This window comes from Comamonas sp. C11 (assembly GCF_024496285.1).
Classification (GTDB): Bacteria; Pseudomonadota; Gammaproteobacteria; order Burkholderiales; family Burkholderiaceae_C; genus Comamonas; species Comamonas testosteroni_F.
This window is the reverse complement of record NZ_CP101743.1, coordinates 933067-954948: the sequence shown is the minus strand read 5'-3', so window position 1 is coordinate 954948 and position 21882 is coordinate 933067. Positions and strand designations below refer to the sequence as shown.

Here is a 21882-nt window from a genome sequence, read left to right as displayed (position 1 = left end):
CTTGCCCCTCTGCAAGCGCAGGCCCACCAACCGGGAGGAGAAATCATGAGCCAGCAATCCGAGACCACATGGACCAGACGCCAGATGCTCGATCGCACCGTCCGCGCCGGAGCCGGTCTGGGCATCGCGGCCGGCTCCGGGCTGGCTCTGGCGGGCTGCGGCGGAGACGACGTACCAGCAAAAGGCCTGAGCGCCGCGGAGGCAGCCGGGCGACTACCCGAACTGGCTGCGACGCTGCGCCGTGTCAGCGGTGTTCCGGGCATGGCCTGGGCCGTGGTCCAGGGCGCGCAAACGCTTGTCGCCCAAGGCCTGGGGCTTTGCGAGACCGGAGGCAGTGCAGCCGTGAATGCCGACACCGTGTTCCAGCTGGCCTCGGTCTCCAAATCCCTGGCTGCCACCGTCGTGGCGCGCCAGGTCGGCCTGGGACGGGTCTCCTGGGACAGCCGCATGCAGGACTTGCTGCCCTGGTTTGCGCTGCGCAATCCGGGCAGCAGCGCGGTGCTGACCGTGGGCGATCTGTTTGCCCACCGCAGCGGCCTGCCCGACCATGCGGGCGACAAGCTCGAGGAGCTGGGCAATGACCAGCAGGTGGTGCTGGAGCGGCTGCGTCTGCTGCCCGTCAAACCGCTGCGCAGCGAATACGCCTACACCAATGCCGGGCTGACTGCCGCCGCCGTGGGCGTCGCAGGCGCTGCCAATACCGACTGGGCGAGTCTGTCTCGCCAGACCCTGTATGCGCCTCTGGGCATGACGCGAACCACATCGGTCTACGCCGAATTCATGCAGCAGGCCAACCGTGCCAGCCCGCATGTGCGCGTCGATGACGGCAGCTGGCAGCGCGGCACGCCGCGCAATGCCGACCCCCAGTCACCGGCCGGCGGCGCCAGCTCCAGCGTCAACGACATGGCGCGCTGGCTGTCTTTGCTGCTGGCGCAGGGGCGCTGGCAGGGACAGCAGCTGGTCGCCCCAGCGGCCCTGCAGGCCGCCTGGCAGCCACAGGCGCCGGGAGGGCACTACGGCTTCGGCTTCAATGTCGCAGCGACCGATGGCGGGCTCAAGTTCCTCAGCCATTCGGGCGCCTTCATGCTGGGCGCGGCCACCTGCTTCATGCTCATTCCCTCGCTGGACGCCGCCGTCATCGTGCTCACCAACGGCATGCCCATCGGCGTTCCCGAAACCCTGTGTCGCCAGTTCGTGGACCTGATGGAGACCGGCCGCCTCACGCAGGACTGGTGGTCGCTGTACAGCGAAAAGATCGCTCCGCTGATGGCGCCCACGGGCTCCCTGCTGGGCCAGCAGCCCCCGTCTGCGCCCCAGCCGCCGGGCGCGCTGCAGCGCTATGCGGGAAGCTATGACAACGCCTACCACGGCCCGGTGCAGGTCAGCCTCGTCGACAACCGGCTGCAGCTAAGCATAGGCCCGCAAGCCCAGACCTATGTGCTGCAGCACTGGAACGGCAGCCAGTTCTGCTTTGTCCCGGGCAACGAAAGCGCAGCTCCGCACAGCATTTCGCTGGCGGTCTTCGAGGCAGGTGACGCAGCGCCGGCCCAAAGCCTCTGGCTGGAGTTCTATGACGACGACGGATTGGGCCAGTTCAGCAGACGGGCCTGAGAGGCGCTGCGGCTGCAGGCGGCGGCGCCAAAGACCTCAGCGCCGGTACTGCGGCGGCGGGGCATATCTGCCGTCGGCGGGAAAAGCCGCAGGCTCGGCCGCGCCGCGGCTCCCGGGCGCAGGCTGAGCGGCATCGCGCCCCTGCAGCCGGACTTCAAACAGGGCCGCTCCGATCACGCCCACGTTGCGGGCGTCGCCAGCCGGGGTGTTGCCCGCATAGGCACGCTCCTTGCCGGCAAAGCGAAAGGCCGCCACTTCACGCTGGCTCTTGCGAAAACCCTCGATGCGCAGGGTCTCGCCGGGACGCAGCAGATAGCCGGCGCTGTGCACGCTGCCGGCCTGGCCGGTGAGCACATCCAGGCCGTCCACCGTGGCAACGACCTCATAGTGACGCTGGCTGCGGTTGCTGTAGACCAGCTCGTAGCGCTCGCCATGACGGCCGGCCAGCTGATAGTCCCGAGCTCCGCGCATGGTGTAGATGGGCAGCGGCCGGCCTTGCCCGTCCTGCACCACCCACTCCACGTCGCCGTCGGCCAGCTGCACGCTGAGCTGCTGATCAATGCTGCGTCCCAGGGCGCGGCGGATGCTGGCCTCATCGGAGTAGCGCAGCTGTGCCACGGTGCGCGGGCGCTCGGGATCCAGGCGCGCAGCTTCCACGGTCCGTGTGACCGACTCTCGCCCTTCCCCCCATTGCGTGCCCAGTGTGGACTCGACCCTGGGCGTGCGCGGCGCTGCCGATCCGCGCTCGGCGACCTGCAAGGCATCCTGCGCCGAAGGCGGTGCACCGCAGGCGGCCAGCCCGGCGACCAGCAGCAGTCCGCCCAGCAGCCGCCAGCCGCGTTGCTGCCAGGAACTCATGACCTGATTCATCTTCACGCTCCCTTGTTGTGATTGGCTATGGAATGCTGCGCTGCCACGCAGCCCGCCGAGTGTCACCGCAAATCCACGCTTTCCCGCGCCAGGAAACATATGGAGACGATTTGCCCCGGGACGACGGACATGTGGATCTGCCTGGCAACGAAAAAAGCCGTGGACAGGCCACGGCTTCAGGGGGGCAGGTGCTCGCCGGTTTACTTCAGGCGCATTTCGGCAGCCCTGGCATGGCCCTGCAGGCCTTCGCCATAGGCCAGCACGGCGGCGGTCTTGCCCAGGATCTGGGCACCGGCCTCGCTGACTTCGATGATGGAGCTGCGCTTCTGGAAGTCGTACACCCCCAGCGGCGAGGAAAAGCGCGCCGTACCGCTGGTCGGCAACACGTGATTCGGGCCGGCGCAATAGTCGCCCAGGCTCTCCGAGGTATAGGCACCCAGGAAGATGGCGCCGGCGTGCCTCAGCAAAGGCTCCCAGCGATGCGGGTCGCAGCTGGAGACTTCCAGATGCTCGGGCGCGATGCGGTTGCTGATCGCGCAAGCCTCTTCCATGTCCTTGGTCAGGATCAGCGCGCCGCGGTCGCTCAGGCTCTTGGCGATGATGGCCTTGCGCGGCATCTCGGGCAGCAGGCGGTCGATCTCGCGCTGCACGGCCTCGATATAAGCCGCATCGGGACACAGCAGAATGGACTGGGCGAGTTCGTCGTGCTCGGCCTGGCTGAACAGGTCCATGGCCACCCATTCGGGCGGGGTCGTGCCGTCGGCCAGCACCAGGATCTCCGAAGGGCCTGCGATCATGTCGATTCCCACAATGCCGAACACGCGCTTCTTGGCGCTGGCCACATAGGCATTGCCGGGGCCGGTGATCTTGTCCACCTTGGGCACGGTGGCCGTGCCGTAGGCCAGGGCAGCCACGGCCTGGGCGCCGCCAATGGTGAAGGCGCGATGCACGCCCGCCACATAGGCAGCAGCCAGCACCAGCGGGTTCTTCTGACCCTGCGGCGTGGGCACGACCATGATGATGTCCTGCACACCGGCCACATGGGCGGGAATGGCGTTCATCAGCACGCTGGACGGATAGGCGGCCTTGCCGCCGGGCACGTAGATGCCCACGCGGTCCAGCGGCGTGACCTTCTGGCCCAGCAGCGTGCCGTCTTCGTCGCGGTAGCTCCAGCTCTCGCCATTGGCCTTCTTCTGCGCCTCGTGATAGCTGCGCACACGGCGTGCCGCCGACTCCAGCGCTTCACGTTCGGCAGCGGGCAGGCTCTCGAAAGCGGCTTTCAGCTCCTGCTTGGTCAGCTCCAGCGCAGCCATGGAATCGGCCTGCAGGCCGTCAAAGCGTGCCGTGTACTCGAGCACGGCGGCATCACCACGCTGCTGTACATCGGCCAGGATGTCGGCCACGCGCTGCTCGATGGCTGCATCCGTGTCCGCCGACCAATGCAGACGCTGCGCAAAATCATGCTCGAACTGGGCATCAGCGGTTGAAAGACGGGCGGGAGCAGCTACGAATTCCATAGTATTTACCAGTGGGGATAATCAGTTGTTCTTGGCGGCAACGGCCTGCGCAAACGCATCGATGATGTGGCGCAGCGGAGCCTGCTTGAGCTTGAGCGAAGCCTGGTTGACGACCAGACGCGAGCTGATGTCCATGATCGGCTCGACCTCGACCAGATCGTTGGCCTTGAGCGTGTTGCCGGTGGACACCAGATCGACGATGGCATCGGCCATGCCGGTCAGCGGCGCCAGCTCCATGGAGCCGTAGAGCTTGACCATGTCCACGTGCACGCCCTTCTTGGCGAAGAAATTGCGCGCGATCTCGGGGTATTTGGTGGCGATGCGCAGGCGCGCGCCCTGCTTGACCGCCAGCTGGTAGTCAAAACCGTTACGCACGGCCACGCTGACGCGGCACTTGGCGATCTGCAGGTCCAGCGGCTGGTACAGGCCCTGGCCGCCATGCTCGATCAGCGAATCCAGGCCCGACACGCCCAGATCCGCGCCACCGTATTGCACATAGACGGGCACGTCCGAAGCACGCACCAGCACCACGCGCACATCGGGGCGGTTGGTGTCGAAAATCAGCTTGCGCGACTTTTCCACATCCTCGGTCACCGCTATGCCGGCAGCGGCCAGCAGGGGCACGGTTTCTTCAAAAATGCGGCCCTTGGACAGGGCGATGGTCACAGGCGTTGCGGTGCTCATGCGGAAATTCTCTCGATATCGGCGCCCAGGGCGCGCAGCTTGTCTTCCATGCGGTCGTAGCCACGATCCAGGTGGTAGATGCGATCGACGATGGTCTCGCCCTCGGCCACCAGACCGGCAATCACCAGGCTGGCCGAAGCGCGCAGGTCGGTCGCCATCACGGTGGCGCCGGACAGGCGCTTGCCGCCTTCGATGGTCGCCACGCGGCCATCGGTGGTGATGCGCGCGCCCAGGCGCACCATCTCGTTGACATGCATGAAGCGGTTCTCGAAGATGGTCTCGGTCACCATGCTGGTGCCTTCGGCCACCAGGTTCAGCGCCATGAACTGGGCCTGCATATCGGTGGGAAAGCCCGGATATTCGGTGGTGCGAAAGCCCTGCGCCTTGAGCTTGCCCGAGGACGCCACCTTCAGGCCGCCGTCCACGCAATCCACGCTCACGCCCGCATCCTTGAGCTTGTCGATCACGGCGCCCAGATGGTCGGCGCGTGCGTGATGCAGCAAAGCTTCGCCGCTGGTGGCCGCCACGGCGCAGAGGAAGGTGCCGGCCTCGATACGGTCGGCCACCACCTGGTGCTCGCAGCCATGCAGCTTGTCCACGCCCTGAATCACGATACGGCTGGTGCCGTGGCCCGTGATCCTGGCCCCCATCTTGATCAGCATCTCGGCCAGATCGGTGATTTCGGGCTCCATGGCGGCGTTTTCCAGCACCGTCTCGCCTTCGGCAAGCGCAGCGGCCATCAGGAAGTTCTCGGTACCGGTCACGGTCACCATGTCGGTGGTGATGCGTGCGCCCTTCAGGCGCTTCCAGCCTTCTGGCAGGCTGGCCTGCATATAGCCGTTTTCCACGGTGATGATGGCACCCATGGCCTGCAGGCCCTTGATGTGCTGATCCACGGGGCGCGAGCCGATCGCGCAGCCGCCGGGCAGCGACACCTTGGCGTGGCCAAAGCGGGCCAGCAGCGGACCCAGGGCCAGTACCGAGGCGCGCATGGTCTTGACCAGCTCGTAAGGCGCTTCGGGCGTCAGGCTGTCGGGGGCCACAAAGCTCATGCCGCCGCGTTCGCCATGGGTCTCGGTCTGCACGCCCATATTGGCCAGCAGCTTGCGCATGGTGGCCACATCGTGCAGACGCGGCACATTGTGCAGATGCACGGGCTCGGCAGTGAGCAGTGCGGCACACATTTCAGGCAGAGCGGCGTTTTTGGCGCCGGAAATGATCACTTCGCCCTTGAGGGGACGACCACCGTGGATCTTGAGTTTGTCCATGGCTTCAAGCCTTGAATGTTATATATAAAAAATGCACTCAGCGCTTATGCATCAAGCGCTGACAGCTATCAATTTTGATTTTCAAGCCGCCTCAGGCCTGGGCAGCAGCCCATTCTGCCGGGGTGTAGGTCTTCATGGACAGAGCATGGACTTCATCGGTGGCCATGCGATTGCCCAGCGTGGCATAGACCAGGCGCTGACGGCCCAGCAGACGCTGGCCTTCGAACTGTGCAGACACGATGGTGGCAAACCAATGTCGGCCGTCGCCTTCCAGCGCAATATGCTCGCAGGGCAGGCCGGCGGCGATCAGGTCTTTGAGTTGGTCTGCAGTCATGGGGAACCTTTAAGCGCAAAGCTGGCGAAACCGGTCATTGTCTCGCAAGCAGCCCTGCGTCAATTCTAAAAATCAGTTACGAATCTTGTAGCCGATACGCAGCAGGTGCACGGCCAGCGCGCTCACGGCCAGCCAGGCAGCGCCGACGATGATGAAGCTGAGCCAGGGAGAGACATCGCTCTGGCCGAAGAAGCCATAGCGGAAGCCGTCGATCATGTAGAAGAACGGGTTGACATGGCTGACCGCCTGCCAGAAGCCGGGCAGCGAGTGCACGGAATAGAACACGCCGGACAGAAAGGTCAGGGGCATGATCAGAAAGTTCTGGAAAGCCGCCATCTGGTCGAACTTCTCGGCCCAGAGCCCGGCGATCAGGCCCAGCGTGCCCATCAGGGCACAGCCCAGAAAGCCGAACACCAGAATCCACAGCGGCGCGGCAAAGTCGGGCACCGCAAAGAACAAGGTGACCACAAACACGCCCAGCCCCACCAGCAGGCCGCGCAGAATCGCCGCTCCCACATAGGCGCTGAACCAGGCCCAGTGCGACAGCGGCGTGAGCAGCACGAATACCAGCGAGCCCATGATCTTGCTCTGCACCAGGCTGGACGAGCTGTTGGCAAACGCGTTTTGCAACATGCTCATCATCACCAGACCGGGGATCAGAAACGCGGTGTAGGGGATGCGGTCATAGACCATGACCCGGCCTTCGAGCACATGACCGAAAACCAGCAGATACAGCACGGCCGTGAGCACCGGTGCGGCCACGGTCTGAAAGCTCACCTTCCAGAAGCGCAGTACTTCCTTCTTGAGCAGGGTCTGCCAGCCGTTCATTGGACACCTCCTGCAGGAGCCTGTGTCCTGGAGCCTTCATTCATGATGTGGATGAACACATCCTCCAGATCCGCACGGCGGATTTCCACATCCTCGGGGGTCACGCCCGCCTCGCGCAAAGCGGCCAGCAGTTGCTCCACATCGCCGGCATGGGCGGCAGGAATCTGCACGATTCGACCTGTGACCCGGGCCCTGTCGGCCACGGCCTTGGGCAGGGCGCTATCGGTCTTGAACTGCAACACATTGCTGGAAGCCGACTTGAGCAGCTCGCTCATGGGCGAGAGCTTGATGATCTCGCCGCGCTTGAGCATGGCCACGCGGCTGCACAGCGCCTCGGCCTCTTCCAGATAGTGAGTGGTCAGCAGCACCGTATGGCCTTGCTTGTTGAGCTTGGCAATGAAATGCCACAGCGTCTGGCGCAGCTCCACGTCCACACCGGCCGTGGGCTCGTCCAGCACGATGATGGGCGGCTTGTGCACCAGGGCCTGAGCCACCAGCACGCGGCGCTTCATGCCGCCCGAGAGCTGGCGCATATTGTTGTGGGCCTTGTCCGTCAGGCCCAGGCTGTCGAGCAGCTCGTCGATCCAGTCGTCGTTGTTCTTGACGCCGAAATATCCGGACTGGAATCTCAAGGCCTCGCGCACATTGAAGAAGGGGTCGAACACCAGCTCCTGCGGCACGATGCCCAGCTTGCGGCGTGCATCGGCGTAATTGGCCTGCACATCGCTGCCCTGCACCAGCACGCGCCCGCCCGTGGCTTGCGCCAGTCCGGCGAGGATGCTGATCATCGTGGTCTTGCCGGCACCGTTGGGGCCGAGCAGACCGAAGAATTCACCTTCCTCGATATCCAGGCTCACCGATTTGAGGGCCTGAAAATCCCCCTTGGGGGTGCGGTAGGTCTTGGAGACGGATTGGAATGAGACTGCGGACATGGAGCCCATGATTCTAGGGCTTGCCCACAGCCTCTGCCTTGGCGGGGCTTAGCCGGACACAGTGATTCGTCAGCCTAGCCCTGCTGAACGGTGGCGGCCGCATCGGGCACGGGAGCGGGCATCAGCAAGCCGTCCACGCCATACAGCGCGGCCATGGACTGCAGCCCCTTGGGCAGGCCTTCGACGATGAGCTGCTTGCCCACCTCCTGGGCTGCACGCCGGCAGGCCAGCAGCACGGCCAGAGCCGCCGAGTCAAACACCTTGACGGCGCTGGCATCCAGCACCACCTGGGCATCCGCATGGCCCGTGACCAGCGGGCGCAGACGCAGCAGACAGTCGCGCCCCTGACGATAGGTCAGTTCCTTGGGCAGTTGCAGAGGGTTGCTAGCTGAGCGGGTCATGACGTCTGAAGCGCTTTGCTTACTTGGTGGCCGTCGCCGGCATGGAGCTGCGCGAGGCCAGGGTCTTGATCAGGCCGTCGATGCCGTTGGCATTGATTTCCTGCGCAAACTGGTTGCGATAGGTTTCCACCAGCCACACACCGAGCACGTTGAAGTTGTAGAGCTTCCAGCCCGTGGCCTGCTTTTCCAGACGGAAATCCAGCTGCACGGGGTCGCCACGGCCGTTGACCTGGGTACGCACCAGCACGTCGGTGTCGCCGGCAGCCATGCGCACTGGCCTTACGGTAATGGTCTGATCGCCGACCTGGGACAGGGCCCCCGCATAGGTGCGAATCAGCAGGGCCTTGAACTCGTCCTGCAGTTTCTGGCGCTGCTCGGGCGTGGCCTGACGCCAGGCCGGACCGACAGCGGCCGATGTCATGCGGCGGAAGTCCACATAGGGCATGACCTTCTCATTGACCAGCGCATTGATCTTGCTGGCGTCGCCGTTGCGCAGCGAGGCGTCCTTCTTGATGGTCTCCAGCACATCGGCAGAGACGCGCTTGACCAGTGCGTCAGGCGCTTCCTCAGCAGCCTGGGCGGCGGGCAGACCCAGATTCAGAGCGAGCATGGCACCTGCTGCCATGCCCCACATGCGACGAGTAATCTTCATTGCGTTTTTTCTCCTAGGCCCGCAAGTGTCACCGCACTCGCGCAGCCTGAGCATCATGTTTGTAACCAAGCTCTACCGGCTCACTGGCCTTCCGGGGGCAGCTTGCCGGCGTTGTCGTCATCATAGTTTTCGAGACGACCATCGCCGCCGGACGCCGCGCCGCCAATGCGTGAGCGCAGATAGACATCGCGCACCAGGCTGTATTTGTCGAGCGCAACGGAGTCCAGTACATCACCGGCCTTGAGCAGATTGGCACGGTTGTTGACCATGCGCAGACCGAACAGGCTGTTGCGCCAGCGCACATCATCCATGGTGTTGGCGGGATAACCAAAGGCATCGACCAGCAGGCCTGCCGAATCCCGCACCGTGGAAGGCCCCCAGAACGGCAGCACCAGATATGGCCCGGTAGACACGCCCCAGCGGCCCAGGGTCTGACCGAAATCCTGCTTCCGACGCTCGATGCCGGCCTCGCTGGCAATGTCGAACAGACCGCCAATGCCGAACACCGTGTTGACGCTGAAGCGCACCATGGAGTTGTAAGCGTCCCCACCCTGGCCCTGCAGCACATTGTTGACGAAGGACCAGGCATCGCCAAGGTTGTCGAAGAAATTGGTCACACCATCTCTGGCAAGGCGCGGCGTCACGGTCTGATAGGCCGTGGCCACGGGCTTGAAGATCGCCTCGTCCACGCCTTCGTTGAAGGAATAGATGCTGCGGTTCATGGACTCCAGCGGATCGGCTGGATTGGCGGGGCCTGTGGCCGTGGTGGTGGCGCAGCCGGTCAGCAAAGCTGCTACGGAAACGCCAGCTACCAGCGCACTGCGCCTGAGCGCTTGCGCCTTGTTTGACACCAATTTCGTTGGTGAGCTTGTTGTCGTCATCATTCTTTCGCTCCCCCGTTGGCTGCGGCACCACCGGAATCACCACCCTGCTCCGCCTTGCTGTAGAGAAACTGACCGATCAGATTCTCGAGCACCACGGCAGACTGGGTGGCTGTCACGCGGTCGCCTGCCTTGAGGTTCTCTTCGCTGGCGCCCGCTTCAATACCAATGTACTGATCGCCCAGCAGGCCGCTTGTCAGAATTTTCAGCGAACTATCCTTGGGAAAGGCGTAACGGGTTTCCATGCTCATGGCCACATCGGCCTGAAAGGTCTGGTCGTTGAAGGTGATGGACTCGATACGGCCCACGACCACGCCGGCGCTCTTGACCGCCGCCTTGGGCTTGAGCCCGCCGATATTGTCAAAACGCGCCGTAATCACATAGGTCTTCTGGAAGTTCAGACTCAGCAGATTGGCCGACTGCAAGGCCAGGAACACCAGGGCCAGAGCACCGATCAGCACAAACAGGCCGACCCAGATATCACTTTTCTTTTGCTGCATGATTTTTTACCTCTATCTGCTGTGCAGCCTCAAATGCTGAACATGGTTGCGGTGAGCAGGAAGTCCAGCCCCAGCACCGCTAGCGAAGCCACGACCACGGTACGGGTGGTGGCCCGGGAAACCCCTTCGGGCGTAGGCTTGGCCGCATAGCCTTCGAGCAGGGCCACAAAGGTCACGGCCAGGCCGAAGACAAAGCTCTTGAGCACGCCGTTGCCCAGATCGCTCCACCAATCCACGCCCTGCTGCATCTGGCCCCAGAAAGCACCGCTGTCGACGCCGATCAGCACCACCCCCACCAGCCAGCCGCCCAGCACGCCGACGGCGCTGAAGACTGCAGCCAGCAAGGGCATGGTGATCAGCCCGGCCCAGAAGCGCGGCGCCAAAATGCGTTTGACGGGGTCGACTGCCATCATTTCCATGGCCGACAGCTGTTCACCGGCCTTCATCAGACCGATTTCGGCCGTCAGGGCCGTACCGGCACGGCCCGCGAACAGCAAGGCAGTGACCACGGGTCCCAGCTCTCGAAGCAGACTCAGGGCAACCATCATGCCCAGCGCCTCGGCCGAGCCATAGCGCTGCAGGATGTAATAGCCCTGCAGACCCAGCACAAAGCCCACGAACAATCCGGAGACGCCGATGATGGCCAGCGAATAATTGCCCAGAAAGTGAATCTGGTCGCCGATCAGGCGCGGTCGCCTGAGTGCCGGCCCCATCAAGCCCAGCAGGCGCCACAACAGGCGCGCACCGATCCCCATGTTGACCAGCTGGCAGCGCACTGCCAGGCCAATGCGTGCGAGAAAGTTCATGCACGCCTCCTGCTGCCGAAGTCCTCATCGGCACTGACGCCGGGATAGTGGAACGGCACAGGCCCCGTGGGTCTGGCATGGATGAATTGCTGCACCAGCGGATCGCTGCTGGCGCGCACCTCTTCGGGCGTGCCCTGGGCGGCAACGCTGCCGGCCCCCAGAATCACCACGTGGTCGGCCACGCGGAAGGTTTCTTCCAGATCGTGGGAAACCAGAATCGAAGTCAGGCCCATGGCATCGTTGAGCTGGCGGATCAGCTGCGCCGAGGTGCCCAGTGAAATAGGGTCCAGGCCCGCGAAAGGCTCGTCATACATGATCAGTTCGGGATCCAGCGCAATCGCGCGGGCCAGTGCCACGCGGCGGGCCATGCCGCCCGATACCTGGGAAGGCATCAGATCGCGCGCCCCGCGCAAGCCCACGGCATGCAGCTTCATGAGCACGATGTCGCGAATCAGCTCTTCGGGCAGATCGGTGTGCTCGCGCAGCGGAAAGGCCACGTTGTCAAACACGCTCATGTCGGTGAACAGCGCACCGAACTGAAACAGCATGCCCATGCGGCGACGCGCGGCGTAAAGCTGCTGCGCATCCATGGTGGTCACATCCTGGCCGTCAAACAGCACCTGGCCCTGCTGGGCGCGGTTCTGCCCGCCGATCAGACGCAGCACCGTGGTCTTGCCACCGCCCGATGCGCCCATCAGCGCCGTGACCTTGCCGCGCGGCACTTGCAGGGACAGATCGCGCAGGATGACGCGGTCACCATAGCCAAAGGTGACATTGCGCAGTTCCACAAAGGGTGCGTTGGGTGACATGCGTGAATAGCCGCTCAAGAGAAAGCAAACTGGTATTGTGCCGACAAGCTCGGCAAAAAGCTCGGGTTAGTCCCAAGTAAACATACATTCACGAATGTTTCTTCAAGACCTGGTTTGAATCGCAGAGCTTCCGCTCCTGTTTCAGGAGCATTTAGCGCTTGTTGTGCATGCGCAAACTGCTTTTTTTGCGATATGAAATCGCATCAGCAGTTGCGACTTATTTACAACATATTCTGCAGAAACGCCTTGGTGCGCTCGTGCTGAGGCGCAACAAAGAATGCTTCGGACGGGCCTTGCTCGACAATGTGACCGCCATCCATGAAGATCACGCGGTTGGCCACCTCACGCGCAAAACCCATCTCGTGGGTCACGACCAGCATGGTCATATGCTCCTCGGCCAGTTCGCGCATGGTGCGCAGCACCTCACCGGTCAGCTCGGGATCCAGCGCCGAGGTGGGCTCGTCGAACAACAGAATGTCCGGCTCCATGGCCAGCGCACGGGCAATCGCCACGCGCTGCTTCTGACCGCCGGAGAGATGGTTGGGGTAGGCATCGCGCTTGGCGGCCAGCCCCACCTTGGCAAGCAGAGCCTCGGCCTTGGGAAGGATGTCTTCGCGCTTCATGCCCTTGACGATGAGCGGCGCCTCAATGATGTTCTCCAGCACCGTGAGATGGGGAAACAGATTGAAGGACTGAAACACCATGCCCATCTTGCGGCCGATCTTGCGGATTTCGGCATCGCTCACATACTGAGCCCTGGCCTCCCCCTCGGAGCGCGCCAACACCTCGCCTTCGATGCTGATGGTGCCGCGGTCAATCGTCTCCAGGTGGTTGAGGCAGCGCAAAAAAGTGCTCTTGCCCGAGCCGGACGGGCCGATCACGGCCACCACCTCGCCGCGCAGCAGCTCCAGAGAGACACCGCGCAGCACTTCGTTGCTGCCAAAGGCCTTGTGGATGCCCCGGGCGGAAATCATCACGTCAGGCGTCGTACTTGGCATAGCGTTTCTCGAGGTATTGGAAGCCCCAGGTCAGCACCAGGGTCATGATGAGATAGAAGGCCGCAGCCACGACAAAGGGCGTGAAGCTGAAGTCGCGCTGCACCACGCCGCGCGCCACGCGCAGCAGGTCGTTGAGCGCCAGCACATAGATCAGCGAAGTGTCCTTGACCAGGGTAATGGTCTCGTTGCTGACGGGCGGCAGGATGCGGGCCCACATCTGGGGCAGCACAATGCGGCGCATGGTCTGGGCATAAGTCATACCCAGCACCTTGGCGCCTTCGTACTGGCCGCGGTCCACGGACTTGATGCCGGCACGGAAAATTTCAGCGAAATAGGCCGCGTAGTTCAGCGCAAACGCCACCACGGCCGCCTGAAAGTCGGGCAGGCGCACACCGATGTAGGGCACAAAGGGCAGCGCGAAGTAAACAAACAGCAGCTGCAGCATCAGCGGCGTGCCGCGCATCAGCCAGATATAGGCGCCTACGGCGCCGCTCAGCGGCTTGATGCTGGAGATGCGCATCAGCGCCAACGCCAGCCCCAGAGGGATGGAAAGCACCAGCGTGATGAAAAACAGCTTGAGTGTGACAAGGGCACCAGCCGACATGGGCCCCAGGAGCGAGATTACATAGTCCATCAAATGGCCTTCAGTGTGGCGCTGCAGCTATCGAAAGCCCGCCACAGGCACGGGCGTGCGCAAAAGGAAGTGTTTGCACGCATTGTCGTCGCAAAAAAAACCGGCAATGCCAGGCATTGCCGGTGCAGTACACGAAAAAGGGATTAGTGCTTGATCACGTCAGCGCCAAACCACTTCTGGGCGATTTCAGCAGCCTTGCCGTCCTTCTTCATTTCGGTCAGCACATCGTTGACCTTGTTGCGTGTGGCTTCGTCGTCCTTGCGGAAGCCCACGCCATAGTCTTCGGTACCGAAGTCATCAGCCAGCACCACGTAGTTTTCGGGCTTCTTGTTGACCAGGAAACGGCCCACCACTTCATCCACCACCACCACGTCCAGACGGCCGGCTTCCAGATCCATCAGAGCCGTGATGTTGTCGCCGAACAGCTTGGTTTCCTTGAACTTGTCCGACAGTTCCTTGTCCTTGGTCAGGGCGGTCACGGCGCTGGAGCCTTCCTGGGCGCCCACGATCTTGCCAACCATGTCGGCCTTGCTCTTGATGGGAGAGCCGGCCTTCACGATGATGATCTGCTTGTTCACCATGTAGGGATCGGAGAACAGGATCTTTTCCTTGCGCTCTTCCAGAATGGTCAGGCCGTTCCACAGCGCGTCCACACGCTTGCCCAGCAGCTCGGCTTCCTTGGCGTTCCAGTCGATGGGCTTGAACTCCACTTCGATATTGGCGCGCTTGGCCACTTCACGGGCCATGTCGATGTCGAAACCGACCAGCTCGTTCTTGTCATCACGGAAACCCATGGGCGGGAAGTTGTCGTCCAGGCCCACCACCAGCTTGGCGGCAGCTGCCGCAGGAGCGGGCGCAGGAGCTGCAGCAGTGTTGCTTGCGGGCTCGTTCTTGCCGCAGGCAGCCAAAATTGCAGTCAGGGCCACCGAGGCCAGCAGGGTACGTTTTTTCATGGCGTCAAAATATGAAGTGGAAAAAGCGGAGGCAGGGGCTTTGTCTCCCGTCCGGGGCCACCGCAGCCGCCCCGAAGCCGGGCTGCCGCCAGCGCCGAATCCGCTATTGTCGCGCAGACGGGCCAGTGCGTCACTCGCCGGTCGCAAAACCATCACGACTTACGCAAAACAGGTTCAGGCAAGACGGCTGCCTCAGGGGGCAGGCCGTTGTTGCATTCTTGTCTGCGCAAGTCCTCACCAAGTGCAAGCTTGCCAAACTCCACACCATGTCACCACCATCACCCGACACCAGCCAGCTCCCCGCCGCCTTGCAGCAGGCCTATCGCGACGCACTCTACCGGGTCGATGCACCCCAGGGCGCTGTCGCACAGACGCTACGCGCAGGTGAACACAACGACTGGCTCGGGCAACAACTGGGACGGCAGCCCATCCAGGCCGCCTGCTATCTCACGGCCTGCAATCCCTGGGGACAGATCCTGGAGCCGGCGGAGAACGCCCGTCGCATGCGCGCCCTGCGCCATGCGCTGGACAGCGAGGGCTGGCAGTATCTGGACGGCTGCGGCCAGGACCCGCAAGGCCAGTGGCCCGCAGAGGACAGCGTGCTGATCTGGGGCATGGGCGCCGACACGGCGCTGCAATGGGGGCGGCACTGGCAGCAGAACGCCGTGCTGTGGAGCGGTGCCGACGCCTGCCCCCGGCTTCTGTGGCTGCGCTGACTTTTTTGATAGCGCCTTACGCTTTACAGCAATCAAAAAACTATTGAAATATATCTGGATTCTATTTAAGGCAAGCGCTTGCAGCTATCAAAAACAAAAGGCATTCCAGGGAATGCCTTTTGTGTGATGACCCGCTGCGAATGATCAGCGCGGCAGTTCGCTGGCGCCCATCAGGAACTCGTCCACGGCACGCGCCGCCTGGCGGCCTTCGCGAATCGCCCACACGACCAGCGACTGGCCGCGGCGGATGTCGCCGGCAGCGAACACCTTGGGCACGCTGGTGGCATAGCCGCCGATGAAGTCGGTGCTGGCCTTGGCGTTGCCGCGTGCATCCTTGTCGACGCCAAAGGCTTCGAGCACGGTGGCAACCGGGTTCACAAAGCCCATGGCCAGCAGCACCAGATCGGCAGGCCAGACCTTTTCCGTGCCGGGCACTTCGCTCAGCTTGCCGTCCTTGAACTCGACCTGCACGGTGGTCAGGCTCTTGACCTTGCCCTTTTCGCCGCCGAATTCCTTGGTCGAGATCGCGAACTCACGCACCACGCCTTCGTCGTGGCTGGACGAGGTACGCAGCTTGATCGGCCAGTAAGGCCAGACCAGGGGCTTGTTCTCCTGCTCGGGCGGCATGGGCATGACCTCGAACTGGGTCACGCTCTTGGCGCCATGGCGGTTGGAGGTGCCCACGCAGTCGGAGCCGGTGTCGCCGCCGCCGATGACGATGACATGCTTGCCGTCCGCACGGATCTGGCCCTTGAGCTTGTCGCCCGCATTGACCTTGTTCTGCTGGGGCAGGAACTCCATCGCGAAGTGCACGCCTTCCAGATCGCGGCCGGGCACGGGCAGATCACGCGACTGCTCGGAGCCGCCGGTCAGCAGCACGGCATCGAACTCGGCATTGAGCTGCTCGGGGCTGATGGTTTCCTTGGCCCAGTTGGTGACCTTGGAATCCTTGCCCAGACCGTCCTTGCCGGCAATCAGCACGCCGGTGCGGATCTTCAGGCCTTCGGCCACCATCTGCTCGACACGGCGGTCGATCAGGCCCTTGTCCAGCTTGAAGTCGGGAATGCCGTAGCGCAGCAGGCCGCCCACGCGGTCGTTCTTCTCGAACAGGGTCACGTCGTGGCCGGCGCGCACCAGTTGCTGGGCCGCTGCCATGCCTGCAGGGCCGGCACCGACCACGGCCACCTTCTTGCCGGTCTTGTGCTTGGGCAGCAGGGGCTTGACCCAGCCTTCGCTCCAGGCACGGTCGATGATGGAGTGCTCGATGGACTTGATGCCGATGGCGTCGCCATTGATATTGGCCACACAGGCAGCTTCGCAGGGTGCGGGGCAGATGCGGCCCGTGAACTCGGGGAAGTTGTTGGTGCTGTGCAGCGTGGTGATGGCGTTCTTCCAGTCACCCTGATACACGAGGTCGTTGAAGTCCGGAATGATGTTGTTGACCGGGCAGCCGTTGTTGCAGAACGGCGTGCCGCAGTCCATGCAGCGTGCAGCCTGCACCTTGGCCTGATCGGTCGTCAGGCCGATGACGAATTCCTTGTAGTGCTTGAGACGTTCCGCAACGGGGGCATAGCCCTCTTCGATGCGCTCGTATTCCATGAAGCCGGTGGTCTTTCCCATGATCTTTAATCCTTGAAATCTGTGTTCGCTTGCAGTGCGGTGGCCGCCTGGCCGCCACCGCTTGGAGCCGTGTTTACTTGGCGGCTACTGCTTCTTTTTGAGGAGCTGCTGGCGCTTTCGCAGCTTGCTTTTCCTTCTGTTTGCGTTCAAAGATCTCGCCGAGTGCACGCTGGTACTCGGTCGGGAACACCTTGACAAACTTGGCACGCGCTGCGGCCCAGTTGTCCAGCAGATCACGGGCGCGCTTGGAACCCGTCCAGCGGCTGTGAGCCTCCACCATATTGCGCAGCTGCTGATCGTCGCTCTGGCCGCGGTGCCAGATGCCGGGATCGACACGCGAGACAAACTCGTCATGCGGCAGCACCTTCTCCAGCTTCACCGAAGCGGTGTTGCAACGCTCGGCAAACTTGCCGTCCTCGTCGTAGACATAGGCCACACCGCCGCTCATGCCGGCCGCGAAGTTGCGGCCGGTCTTGCCCAGCACGACCACGGTACCGCCGGTCATGTATTCGCAGCCGTGGTCACCCACGCCTTCGACCACGGCCGTGGCGCCGGACAGACGCACGGCAAAGCGCTCACCAGCCACGCCGCTGAAGAAGGCCTCACCGCTGGTGGCGCCGAACATCACGGTGTTGCCCACGATGGTGTTGCTCGTCGTCGAGCCACGGAACTCATGGCTGGGATGCACCACCACACGGCCGCCGGACAGACCCTTGCCCGTGTAGTCGTTGGCTTCGCCGCTGAGGTTCAGCGTGATGCCGTTGCACAGGAAGGCACCGAAGGACTGACCACCCGTACCTTCGAAGTGGATGCGGATGGTGTCGTCTGGCAGGCCTTCGGCGTGATGCTTGGTCACCGCGCCCGAGAGCATGGCACCGACGGAGCGGTTGACGTTGCGCGCCACTTCCATGATGCGCACCTTCTCGCCGTTTTCGATGGCAGGCTTGCAGCGCTCGATGAGCTTGACGTCCAGCGCCTTGTCCAGCAGGTGATCCTGGCTTTCCACGTGATAGCGGGCCACGTCGGCAGGCACTTCGGGCTGGGCAAACAGACGGCTGAAGTCCAGGCCCTGAGCCTTCCAGTGCTCGATGCCCTTGCGGGTGTCGAGCAGGTCGCAGCGGCCGATCAGGTCGTCGAACTTGGCGATACCCAACTGGGCCATGATCTGGCGCACTTCCTCAGCGATGAAGAAGAAATAGTTCACCACATGCTCGGGCTTGCCGGTGAACTTGGCACGCAGCACGGGGTCTTGCGTGGCCACGCCCACGGGGCAGGTGTTGAGGTGGCACTTGCGCATCATGATGCAGCCTTCCACCACCAGCGGAGCCGTGGCGAAGCCGAACTCGTCAGCACCCAGCAGAGCGCCGATGACCACGTCGCGGCCAGTCTTCATCTGGCCGTCGGCCTGCACACGCACACGACCGCGCAGACGGTTCAGCACCAGGGTCTGCTGGGTTTCGGCCAGGCCGATTTCCCAGGGACCGCCCGCATGCTTGATGGAGGACCAGGGCGAGGCACCGGTGCCGCCGTCGTGCCCTGCGATCACCAGGTGATCGCTCTTGCACTTGGTCACGCCTGCGGCGATCGTGCCCACACCGACTTCGGACACCAGCTTGGTGCTGATGCTGGCGTGCGGAGCCACGTTCTTCAGATCGTGGATCAGCTGCGCCAGGTCTTCGATCGAGTAGATGTCGTGGTGGGGAGGAGGCGAAATCAGGCCCACACCCGGCACCGAGTGACGCAGTGCACCGATGTAGTCGGAGACCTTGCCACCGGGCAGCTGGCCGCCTTCGCCGGGCTTGGCGCCCTGGGCCATCTTGATCTGGATCTGGTCCGAAGAGGCCAGATATTCGGCAGTCACGCCGAAACGACCGGACGCGACCTGCTTGATCTTGGAGCGCAGCGAGTCGCCGGCCTGCAGTTCGATATCGGACTCGACCTTGTCCTTGCCGATGATGGAAGCCAGGGTTTCGCCCTTGCTGATGGGGATGCCCTTGAGCTCGTTGCGATAGCGCTTGGGATCTTCGCCGCCCTCGCCGGTGTTGCTCTTGCCGCCGATGCGGTTCATGGCCACGGCCAGCGTGGCATGGGCTTCGGTGGAGATGGAGCCCAGCGACATGGCACCCGTGGCAAAGCGCTTGACGATTTCCTTGGCCGACTCGACCTGGTCCACGGGAATCGCCTTGGCGGGATCGAACTTGAACTCGAACAGGCCGCGCAGCGTCATGTGGCGCTTGGTCTGGTCGTTGATCAGCTGAGCGTATTCCTTGTAGGTGCTGAAGTTGTTGGCACGTGTGGAGTGCTGCAGCTTGGCGATCACGTCAGGCGTCCACATATGCTCTTCGCCACGGGCACGCCAGGCGTACTCGCCACCGGCATCCAGCATGGTTTCCAGCACGGGGTCGTCGCTGAAGGCAGCCTCGTGGTTGCGGATGGTTTCCTCGGCAATCTCGAAGACGCCGATACCTTCCACGCGGCTGGCCGTGCCCGTGAAGTACTTGTCCACGGTCTCGCTGTTCAGGCCCACGGCTTCGAACAGCTGGGCGCCGCAGTAGGACATATAGGTGGACACGCCCATCTTGGACATGATCTTGGACAGACCCTTGCCGATGGCCTTCACATAGTGATAGATGGCCTTGTCGGCAGTGATGGGGGCAGCTTCGCGGCTGAAGATGTCGACCAGGGTCTCCATCGCCAGATAGGGGTGCACGGCTTCGGCACCGTAGCCGGCCAGCACGGCGAAGTGATGCACTTCGCGGGCCGTGCCGGTTTCCACCACCAGACCGGCTGTGGTGCGCAGGCCTTCACGCACCAGATGCTGGTGGATGGCGGACAGCGCCAGCAGCGCGGGGATGGCCACTTGCGTGGCGCTCATGTTGCGGTCGCTGATGATCAGGATGTTGGCACCGCCCTTGATCTCGTCCACGGCGTGGGCGCACAGCGAAGCCAGCTTGGCTTCCACACCCTGCTTGCCCCAGGACAGCGGGTAGGTGATGTCGATCGTCGAGCTCTTGAACTTGCCGTTGGTGTGCTTTTCGATATCACGCAACCTGGCCATGCCTTCGAAGTCGAGCACGGGCTGCTGCAGCTCCAGGCGCATGGGCGGGTTGACCTGGTTGATGTCCAGCAGGTTGGGCTTGGGACCCACGAACGACACCAGCGACATCACGATCGCTTCGCGGATCGGATCGATGGGAGGGTTCGTCACCTGGGCGAACATCTGACGGAAGTAGTTGTAGAGCGGCTTGTTCTTGTCGGACAGCACGGCCAGCGGGCTGTCATTGCCCATGGAGCCAATGCCTTCCTCACCCTTTTCAGCCATCGGGGTCAGCAGGAACTTGATGTCTTCCTGCGTGAAACCGAAGGCTTGCTGGCGGTCCAGCAGGGACAGCTCGGTCTTGGCTGCGGGTGCCTTGAAGTCGGCGGGGATTTCCACCTCGTCGAGCTTGATGCGCAGGTTCTCGATCCACTGCTTGTAGGGCTTGGTGTTGACGACGTTGGCCTTGAGCTCTTCGTCTTCGATCATGCGACCCTGCTCCAGGTCGATCAGCAGCATCTTGCCGGGCTGCAGGCGCCACTTGCGCACGATCTTGCTATCGGGCACGGGCAGCACGCCGGCTTCGGAAGCCAGGATCACCATGTCGTCATCGGTGATGCAGTAGCGCGAGGGACGCAGACCGTTGCGGTCCAGCGTGGCGCCGATCTGGCGGCCATCGGTGAACACGATGGAGGCGGGACCGTCCCAGGGCTCGATCATCGCAGCGTGGTATTCATAGAAGGCGCGGCGGCGCTCGTCCATGGCTTCGTGCTGCTCCCAGGGCTCGGGAATCATCATCATCACGGCCTGGCTGATGGGGTAGCCGGCCATGGTCAGCAGCTCCAGGCAGTTGTCGAAGGTGGCGGTGTCGGACTGGCCGGCAAAGCTGATGGGATAGAGCTTCTGCAGGTCTTCGCCCAGCACGGGAGAGGCCATCACGCCTTCGCGCGCCAGCATCCAGTTGTAGTTGCCGCGCACGGTGTTGATTTCACCGTTGTGGGCCACATAGCGATAGGGGTGAGCCAGAGGCCACTCGGGGAAGGTGTTGGTGGAGAAGCGCTGGTGCACCAGGCCGATGGCCGAGACGCAGCGCTCGTCTGCCAGGTCACGGTAGTACACCCCCACCTGGTCGGCCAGCAGCAGGCCCTTGTAGACCACGGTGCGGCTGCTCATGCTGGGAACGTAGTATTCCTTGCTGTGCTTGAGGCCCAGGTTCTGGATGGCGGCCGAGGCCGTCTTGCGGATCACGTACAGCTTGCGCTCCAGCGCGTCCTGCACGATGACATCGGCACCACGGCCGATGAAGACCTGGCGCAGGATGGGCTCTTTTTCCTGCACGGTGGGCGACATGGGCATGTCGCGGTTCACCGGCACATCGCGCCAGCCCAGCAGCACCTGACCTTCGGCCTTGATGGCTCGCTCCATCTCCTGCTGGCAAGCCAGGCGCGAAGCATGTTCCTTGGGCAGGAAGATCATGCCCACGCCATATTCGCCGGCGGGAGGCAGTGCCACGCCCTGCTTGGCCATTTCTTCGCGGTAGAGCTGGTCGGGAATCTGGATCAGGATACCGGCGCCGTCGCCCATCAGGGGATCCGCACCCACGGCACCGCGATGGTCGATGTTCTCGAGGATCTTCAGTGCCCCCAGCACGATGTCATGGCGCTTCTGGCCCTTGATATGGGCCACAAAGCCCAGACCGCAGGCATCGTGTTCGTTGCTCTTGGAGTACAGACCGTGGTCCTGGAGATACTTGATCTCGGCAGCAGTCGTCATGGGGAATCCTCTTATATCAATCGCGGGGAACGCAAGATTACGACATGACATGAAGTTA

The 21882-nt window shown here is 63.1% G+C and carries 20 protein-coding genes; 2 read left to right on the top strand and 18 right to left on the bottom strand.

From position 1 onward, the window contains the following. Positions 1 to 45 precede the first annotated feature (45 nt). Positions 46 to 1611: a serine hydrolase gene (locus NOX35_RS04325; protein WP_182285709.1), complete on the top strand. Its 1566-nt coding sequence runs from the start codon at positions 46 to 48 to the stop codon at positions 1609 to 1611. Between the two features lie 36 nt (positions 1612 to 1647). On the opposite strand, the gene NOX35_RS04320 is transcribed toward NOX35_RS04325, so the two are convergent. From NOX35_RS04320 to NOX35_RS04245, 16 genes are all read right to left on the bottom strand, one after another. Next, positions 1648 to 2580, bottom strand: a complete 933-nt coding sequence (locus NOX35_RS04320; protein WP_256495856.1) for a hypothetical protein — start codon at positions 2578 to 2580, stop codon at positions 1648 to 1650. 101 nt (positions 2581 to 2681) lie between these two features. After that, positions 2682 to 3998, bottom strand: coding sequence for a histidinol dehydrogenase (gene hisD / locus NOX35_RS04315; RefSeq protein WP_256495855.1), 1317 nt, complete (start codon positions 3996 to 3998; stop codon positions 2682 to 2684). 21 nt (positions 3999 to 4019) lie between these two features. Continuing rightward, a complete protein-coding gene (gene hisG, locus NOX35_RS04310) occupies positions 4020 to 4682 on the bottom strand; it encodes an ATP phosphoribosyltransferase (RefSeq protein ID WP_003062096.1) in 663 nt (220 codons plus the stop codon). Continuing rightward, positions 4679 to 5950 carry a UDP-N-acetylglucosamine 1-carboxyvinyltransferase gene (gene murA / locus NOX35_RS04305; protein ID WP_256495853.1) on the bottom strand — a complete coding sequence of 424 codons (1272 nt, stop codon included), beginning with the start codon at positions 5948 to 5950 and terminating at the stop codon, positions 4679 to 4681. Before murA ends, hisG begins: the two co-directional genes overlap by 4 nt. A gap of 91 nt (positions 5951 to 6041) precedes the next feature. Further along, entirely contained in the window at positions 6042 to 6284 is a 243-nt protein-coding gene (locus tag NOX35_RS04300) for a BolA family protein (RefSeq protein ID WP_003062090.1), read from the bottom strand. 72 nt (positions 6285 to 6356) lie between these two features. Beyond that, positions 6357 to 7112: an ABC transporter permease gene (locus tag NOX35_RS04295; RefSeq protein ID WP_256495851.1), complete on the bottom strand. Its 756-nt coding sequence runs from the start codon at positions 7110 to 7112 to the stop codon at positions 6357 to 6359. Continuing rightward, positions 7109 to 8044: an ABC transporter ATP-binding protein gene (locus tag NOX35_RS04290; RefSeq protein ID WP_182285705.1), complete on the bottom strand. Its 936-nt coding sequence runs from the start codon at positions 8042 to 8044 to the stop codon at positions 7109 to 7111. The genes NOX35_RS04295 and NOX35_RS04290 overlap by 4 nt, the downstream gene beginning before the upstream one ends. A 74-nt stretch (positions 8045 to 8118) precedes the next feature. Further along, the gene (locus NOX35_RS04285) at positions 8119 to 8445 is read right to left on the bottom strand and encodes a lipid asymmetry maintenance protein MlaB (protein WP_256495850.1); all 327 of its coding nucleotides are present in this window, start codon (positions 8443 to 8445) and stop codon (positions 8119 to 8121) included. A gap of 19 nt (positions 8446 to 8464) precedes the next feature. Next, positions 8465 to 9097, bottom strand: a complete 633-nt coding sequence (locus NOX35_RS04280) for a phospholipid-binding protein MlaC (RefSeq protein WP_182285703.1) — start codon at positions 9095 to 9097, stop codon at positions 8465 to 8467. An 80-nt stretch (positions 9098 to 9177) separates the two neighbouring features. Continuing rightward, positions 9178 to 9981, bottom strand: a complete 804-nt coding sequence (locus tag NOX35_RS04275; protein WP_182285702.1) for a VacJ family lipoprotein — start codon at positions 9979 to 9981, stop codon at positions 9178 to 9180. Then, positions 9978 to 10478, bottom strand: a complete 501-nt coding sequence (gene mlaD / locus NOX35_RS04270; RefSeq protein ID WP_182285701.1) for an outer membrane lipid asymmetry maintenance protein MlaD — start codon at positions 10476 to 10478, stop codon at positions 9978 to 9980. Before mlaD ends, NOX35_RS04275 begins: the two co-directional genes overlap by 4 nt. A gap of 29 nt (positions 10479 to 10507) precedes the next feature. Further along, positions 10508 to 11284 carry a lipid asymmetry maintenance ABC transporter permease subunit MlaE gene (gene mlaE / locus NOX35_RS04265; protein WP_182285700.1) on the bottom strand — a complete coding sequence of 259 codons (777 nt, stop codon included), beginning with the start codon at positions 11282 to 11284 and terminating at the stop codon, positions 10508 to 10510. Then, positions 11281 to 12093, bottom strand: coding sequence for an ABC transporter ATP-binding protein (locus tag NOX35_RS04260; protein WP_182285699.1), 813 nt, complete (start codon positions 12091 to 12093; stop codon positions 11281 to 11283). Before NOX35_RS04260 ends, mlaE begins: the two co-directional genes overlap by 4 nt. Positions 12094 to 12314: 221 nt before the next feature. Continuing rightward, positions 12315 to 13091: an amino acid ABC transporter ATP-binding protein gene (locus tag NOX35_RS04255; RefSeq protein WP_371878520.1), complete on the bottom strand. Its 777-nt coding sequence runs from the start codon at positions 13089 to 13091 to the stop codon at positions 12315 to 12317. Then, positions 13072 to 13725 (bottom strand): amino acid ABC transporter permease, encoded by a 654-nt coding sequence (locus NOX35_RS04250; protein WP_182285698.1) that lies wholly within the window; start codon positions 13723 to 13725, stop codon positions 13072 to 13074. Before NOX35_RS04250 ends, NOX35_RS04255 begins: the two co-directional genes overlap by 20 nt. Positions 13726 to 13868: 143 nt before the next feature. Then, on the bottom strand, positions 13869 to 14678 hold the full coding sequence (locus NOX35_RS04245) for an amino acid ABC transporter substrate-binding protein (RefSeq protein ID WP_182285697.1): 810 nt from the start codon (positions 14676 to 14678) through the stop codon (positions 13869 to 13871). Positions 14679 to 14944: 266 nt separating this feature from the next. Here NOX35_RS04245 and NOX35_RS04240 point away from each other — a divergent pair, with 266 nt between their 5' ends. Next, complete coding sequence (locus NOX35_RS04240; protein ID WP_256495847.1) at positions 14945 to 15394, top strand: DUF3293 domain-containing protein; 450 nt, start codon at positions 14945 to 14947, stop codon at positions 15392 to 15394. Positions 15395 to 15538: 144 nt separating this feature from the next. Here the strand turns inward: NOX35_RS04240 and NOX35_RS04235 are convergent, their stop codons facing one another. After that, positions 15539 to 17014 carry a glutamate synthase subunit beta gene (locus NOX35_RS04235; RefSeq protein ID WP_012837053.1) on the bottom strand — a complete coding sequence of 492 codons (1476 nt, stop codon included), beginning with the start codon at positions 17012 to 17014 and terminating at the stop codon, positions 15539 to 15541. Between the two features lie 73 nt (positions 17015 to 17087). Further along, positions 17088 to 21824, bottom strand: coding sequence for a glutamate synthase-related protein (locus tag NOX35_RS04230; protein ID WP_182285695.1), 4737 nt, complete (start codon positions 21822 to 21824; stop codon positions 17088 to 17090). Positions 21825 to 21882: the final 58 nt, after the last annotated feature.